This window comes from Desulfosarcina sp. (genome assembly GCF_041551955.1).
GTDB lineage: Bacteria > Desulfobacterota > Desulfobacteria > Desulfobacterales > Desulfosarcinaceae > Desulfosarcina.
The window spans coordinates 1-4,783 of the sequence record NZ_JBFELV010000400.1 but is presented as its reverse complement, the minus strand read 5'-3'; the positions used below and the strand labels follow the sequence as shown (position 1 = coordinate 4,783).

5 protein-coding genes are annotated in these 4,783 nt (G+C 59.2%); 2 read left to right on the top strand and 3 right to left on the bottom strand.

Going from position 1 to position 4,783, the window contains the following annotated elements; all coding sequences use genetic code 11:
* Nucleotides 1-133: 133 nt before the first annotated feature.
* Nucleotides 134-301: a hypothetical protein gene (locus tag ABYV26_RS21090; RefSeq protein ID WP_372683332.1), complete on the bottom strand. Its 168-nt coding sequence runs from the start codon at nt 299-301 to the stop codon at nt 134-136.
* Between the two features lie 162 nt (nt 302-463).
* Between ABYV26_RS21090 and ABYV26_RS21085 the strand changes: the two genes are divergently transcribed.
* Nucleotides 464-1,915, top strand: a complete 1,452-nt coding sequence (locus ABYV26_RS21085) for an aminoacyl-histidine dipeptidase (RefSeq protein ID WP_372683331.1) — start codon at nt 464-466, stop codon at nt 1,913-1,915.
* Between the two features lie 4 nt (nt 1,916-1,919).
* Here ABYV26_RS21085 and ABYV26_RS21080 read toward each other — a convergent pair whose 3' ends face one another.
* Nucleotides 1,920-2,543 carry a J domain-containing protein gene (locus ABYV26_RS21080; protein WP_372683330.1) on the bottom strand — a complete coding sequence of 208 codons (624 nt, stop codon included), beginning with the start codon at nt 2,541-2,543 and terminating at the stop codon, nt 1,920-1,922.
* Nucleotides 2,544-2,723: 180 nt separating this feature from the next.
* Between ABYV26_RS21080 and ABYV26_RS21075 the strand changes: the two genes are divergently transcribed.
* Nucleotides 2,724-2,978, top strand: coding sequence for a hypothetical protein (locus ABYV26_RS21075; RefSeq protein ID WP_372683329.1), 255 nt, complete (start codon nt 2,724-2,726; stop codon nt 2,976-2,978).
* A gap of 264 nt (nt 2,979-3,242) precedes the next feature.
* On the opposite strand, the gene ABYV26_RS21070 is transcribed toward ABYV26_RS21075, so the two are convergent.
* The coding region (locus ABYV26_RS21070; protein WP_372683328.1) for an OB-fold nucleic acid binding domain-containing protein at nt 3,243-4,783 on the bottom strand (1,541 nt) is incomplete at its 5' end.

Genomic DNA, 4,783 nt, shown 5'->3' with positions numbered 1-4,783 from the left:
CCAGGCGGTGCTGGACTGTCTGGAAAGACGCATGACTTGAAATACCTCAAGCATGCCAAATCACAAACACCCAATGCCAAATAAATCTCCATTTGTCTGAAATTTAGTGCTTGTTGTTTCCGGTTTTTCCGGGTTAGGTGTCGTCCTCGACCACCGAATGGGTGTTCTCCACCCGGTAGATGAGCACGCAAACGAACAGGCCGGCGGCAAATAGGGCGCAGAACAGGAGAAAGCTGTCTGCGGCTTTTCTCCAGGAGAGAAAAAACAATAAGGCGACGATCATCAGCAGTTTGGTGTTCATGGGGCAATCCCACGTCCTTGCGCATGGTGTGACTGGGTTCAAGCTTTTTTATCGGCCTTTTCTTCAGTATCTTAACTTCTTTTCTCAGAATCGGCGACCCGACCCGTGGTATGCTTCGGATTGCCATGAGAATCAGGTTGCAATACCCAAGGAGAGCTATCCGTGGACAGTGCGACGCGCACGATCATCGATTATTTTGAGCAGATCAACCAGCATCCGCGATGCTCGAAACAGGAGCAGCAAATATCCCGCTGGCTGAAGCAATGGGCCATGGACAGAGGGGTGCCGGTAAAATCGGATTCAGCCGGCAACCTGGTCCTGCAGGTGCCGGCAACAAAAGGCTTCGAACATGCACCCATCGTCATTCTCCAGGGCCATCTGGACATGGTCTGTGAAAAACAAGACGACTCGGATCACGACTTTTCCAAAGATCCCATCCGCATGTTGCAGGATGGCCCCTGGCTGACCGCCAGGGGGACCACCCTGGGAGCGGACAACGGGATTGCCATCGCTCTGGCCATGGCCCTGGTGGACAGCCCGGAGGTATCCCACCCGCCGTTGGAACTTTTTTTTACGGTGGAGGAGGAGACCGGCCTGACCGGGGTTCTGAAGATGGATCCAGCACTATTGTCGGGGAAAATCCTGATCAACCTGGATTCAGAGGACGAAGGCGTCTTCGTCGTCGGGTGTGCCGGAGGGCGGAATACCACCATCAACCGACCATTGGATTTCACGAGCCTCGACGGCGACTATGACTTGCTGAGCGTGTCAGCCCAAGGCATGAAAGGGGGACACAGCGGTGTTGACATCGCCAAACACCGCGCCAACGCCAACAAGGTCATGGCCCGCCTGCTCGGTGCCGGGATGGCGGTCGCTCCGATGCGACTCGTGGCCCTAAAGGGCGGCACCGGCAGGAATGTGATTCCCCGCGGGTGCGAGGCGCTCGTGGCTTGCCGCCGGGAGGCGATTGATGACTTGGAAAGGACGACCGGTTCAGTCGCCGGTCTCATCAAACAGGAATACAAGACGACGGATCCGGCGTTGAACGTATCCGTTGAAAAAAAAGGGCCGGTGGACGCAGGCCAACGCGGCGTCACCGAACACGATACGGCTGTGGTGGTGAGCCTGCTGACGGCGTTGCCCAGCGGTCCGGTGGACATGGATGTAGACTTTCCGCTCCTGGTGCAGACGTCCACCAACCTCTCGTTGGTGGAAATAAACAACGAGCGGTTGGCGGTGACCACCAACCAGCGCAGTTCGGTGCCTTCCCGTCTCGATGCCATCTGCCTGGCGGTTGAGGCGGTGGGCCGCCTGGCCGGCGCCACAGTTCAAACCGGTACCGGTTATCCCTCGTGGCCCATGAATCCGGAATCTCCACTGCTCCACCGCTGTACGTTGCTCTATCGGGATCTGTTTGAATGCGCGCCCACGGTGCAGATCATGCATGCGGGCCTGGAATGCGGGGTGATCGGGGACCGGTGCCCGGGCATGGATATGATCTCGCTTGGCCCCACCATGGAGAATCCTCACTCGCCATCTGAGCGGCTCTTCCTGCCGTCGGTGGAAAAGGTGTGGCGGTTGCTGGCGGCGCTGTTGAAATCGTTGGGAGGATAAGGCATCATCGGTTTCGACCGATTCCCCGGACGCGGCTTACCGGTTTAACCGGCCCCGGACGTTCAGCGCCCCCCACGCTACCCACTGCTGCGCCTTTGCGGCCAGCATGCCGGTAGCTGGCGGCCGCGCGGCGTCCAGCGGCAGGGTGGCTTCCCGGCCGGCACTTCAGTTTTGAATGGATGCCACCGCCGGCCATTTCACTGAGAACCTGTTCAAACGTTTTTCGCCGATCGGTATCGGTTTCAGCGTCCGGTGGTGCCGAGGGCCCACCGGCACGGTTTCCCGCACAGACCTTCAGGGCATCGAACAGGTGGTCCACCCAGGAGCGCTTTTTCGCTTTTTCACCGGCCATATCGTGGCGGTCAATGCCGGCTTGATTCGGACGAGGTGGGGTGGCGCCGGCTGGGACGGCCGGGGCCGAAGGGTGATTGGCCAGGTGGGTCTTGACGAAAGCATAGGCGATGTTGATCTGCTTCAGCTGCTCCTCCGCACCGGTCTTGGCGGTCGACCCCTCTGGGAACTGATCGGGATGCCACCGCCGTACCTGGTCCTTGTAAGCGCGCTTAGCCTGCACTTCATCCGCTTCCGGGCCGATACCCAGCGTTTTGAAACTCGTCGTCAAATTCATACCCGACCCCCGTTTGTCTTCGCTCCAAAATAGGTGAAAAGGACCCTGGTGTCAATCTGGGTCATATCCCCGAGCCAGAATCCGTTGCCCTCCGGGGATTTTTTTCTTGCAACCCTTGACCCGTCGGCCAAAAACTTTTACTCAGCTCCAGAGGAGCCAATCGTTGCCAAAGGAGCGAACATGCGCAAGCCAACCCTCAGCCTCTCTTATATATTCTTTTATCTGCTTTTTTCACAAGATACCTGGCGCATTGTCGCCGGTTTTGTCTGCGCTGTTTTTTTAGGCCCCGTGCTGACCCAGGGACGCAACCTGAGTCAGGGCGGTGAAGTGATGGTCTGGCTGATGATCCTGGCCATCGGCTGGTCGGTGACGGCCTGGCCGGCCAAAAAGATCACCGCTGCGTTGCGGCGGGCAGTTGAGCGGGCCGCCAAGTAGTGTTTATCAAAAAGCGGCATCTTTTGGCCCATGCCTGCGTTCTCGCTTTGTTAAAATCCTCGACGTAGCGCTGCTACGCCTCCGGTTTCAAAATCGCTGCGGCCTTGGCCTGAACCAAAAGCTACCACTTTTTCACAGACACCCAATTTATAAAGGGCGCCCCGACATGGTGGTTGGCGTCCCTGAGTGTGTTCGGTCTGGGCGAATCGAGGAGGCAAGACGCTTCGCCAATTCCTGGTCCGCGAAAGCAAGCGCTATCGCGGTTCAATCATCCACCCCTCCGGCTTTTTTTACGATTGGTTCGACCCGGTCCACGGTGAGGGATACGGCGCCCCAATTTTCTTCCACCTTTCCTGCCAGCAGATAGGGTCGATGTCGGTCTAGCATGTGACAGAAGCGGCGGTATGGCTCGGGAAAGAAGGTGGTCTCAACGATACCGGTTTCATCCTCGAAGGTGAGAAACTCCATGGGATCTCCGTGGCGGGTATGCACCACCTTGCCGGTGACCAGCCAGGCGGCCAGGCGAATCCGGCGGCCCTTCAGGCCCGGAAGATGGCTGGCCTTCACGGTGTGCATCGCCTTGATGACATCGGCAAATAGGGTGATGGGGTGTCGGCTGCACAGAAACCCCAGAACGGTGAATTCCCGGCGAAGGCGCGTCTTGGCGTCCTCCGGTGGGAACACCGGCGGCGATATGGCAGCCCTGCAGCCCCGCCGAGGCGTGAACAGATCGGCCCGGCCCGCTGCCCCCCGTTGATCCTCCTTCCACCGGGCCAGGGTCCACAGCAATTGGGTCCGTGAATGTCCGGTGGCCAGTCCATCCAAGGCACCGCAGTGGATCAGGACCCGGCTCTCGTCTTCATGTGGCTGCACGCGATCCAGAAAATCGGTCATGTCTGTGAAACCGGACGTCTGCCGACATTCCATGATTTTCTGCATGGTATGCCGGCCCAATCCACCAACCGCCATCAGGCCGACCTGCAGGCGACGCTCCCTGCCTGTCCAGCGGACCAGACTGGTGTTGACGTCCGGTGGATCAAGGGATAGTCCCATTCGCCGGGCTTCAGAGACGTAAGCGAAGGTGCTGTAAAAGCCTCCTTGGTTGCTGATGACCCCGGCCATGAATTCGGCCGGGTGATGGGTTTTGAGAAAGGCCGCCTGGAAAGACACCCTGGCGTAGGAGGCGCTGTGGGGCTTGCAGAAGGAGTATCCGGAAAAACTCATCATCATTTGCCATACGGCGTTGGCCTGATCCGTGGATACGCCCCGTTCTGCGGCACCGGTCATGAAGCGGTCATGGAAATCGGCCAACTGACGCTGCCGGTCTTTTTTGGCAATAATCTTCCGCAGGCTGTCGGCCTCGGCATTGGAGAATCCGGCCAGGGCTTCGGCTGCCCGGGAGACGTCCTCCTGGTAGACCATGATGCCGAAGGTCTCGTCCAGTACGTCTGCCAGCAGTGGGTGGATGGGGTCCCAGCTGCCGCCGTGCAGGCGTCGGAGGTACTCCTGGATATAGGCGTTGGCCGCCGGCCGGATGATTGAGGAGTGAATCACCAGGTGGTCGAAGTCACCGTTGCCGGCTTTCTGGTGCAGCAGGCGCATGGCCGGGCTCTCGATGTAAAAACAGCCCATGGTGTGGCCCCGGGCCACGGTGTCCCGGGTGGCCGGATCGTCCTCGGGTTCCCAGCGGCTTTCCTCGAAATCGATGCCGTTTGCCCGGATATTGGTCAGCGCGTCCCGGATCACCCCCAGGCTCCGGTTGCCCAAAAGATCGATTTTCACCAGGCCGGCGTCCTCGGCACCGT

Coding starts and splice junctions, on each gene's coding strand:
- ABYV26_RS21075 (WP_372683329.1), top strand. CDS start 2,724: ATGCGCAAGCCAACCCTCAGCCTCTCTTATATATTCTTTTATCTGCTT.
- ABYV26_RS21080 (WP_372683330.1), bottom strand. CDS start 2,543: ATGAATTTGACGACGAGTTTCAAAACGCTGGGTATCGGCCCGGAAGCG.
- ABYV26_RS21090 (WP_372683332.1), bottom strand. CDS start 301: ATGAACACCAAACTGCTGATGATCGTCGCCTTATTGTTTTTTCTCTCC.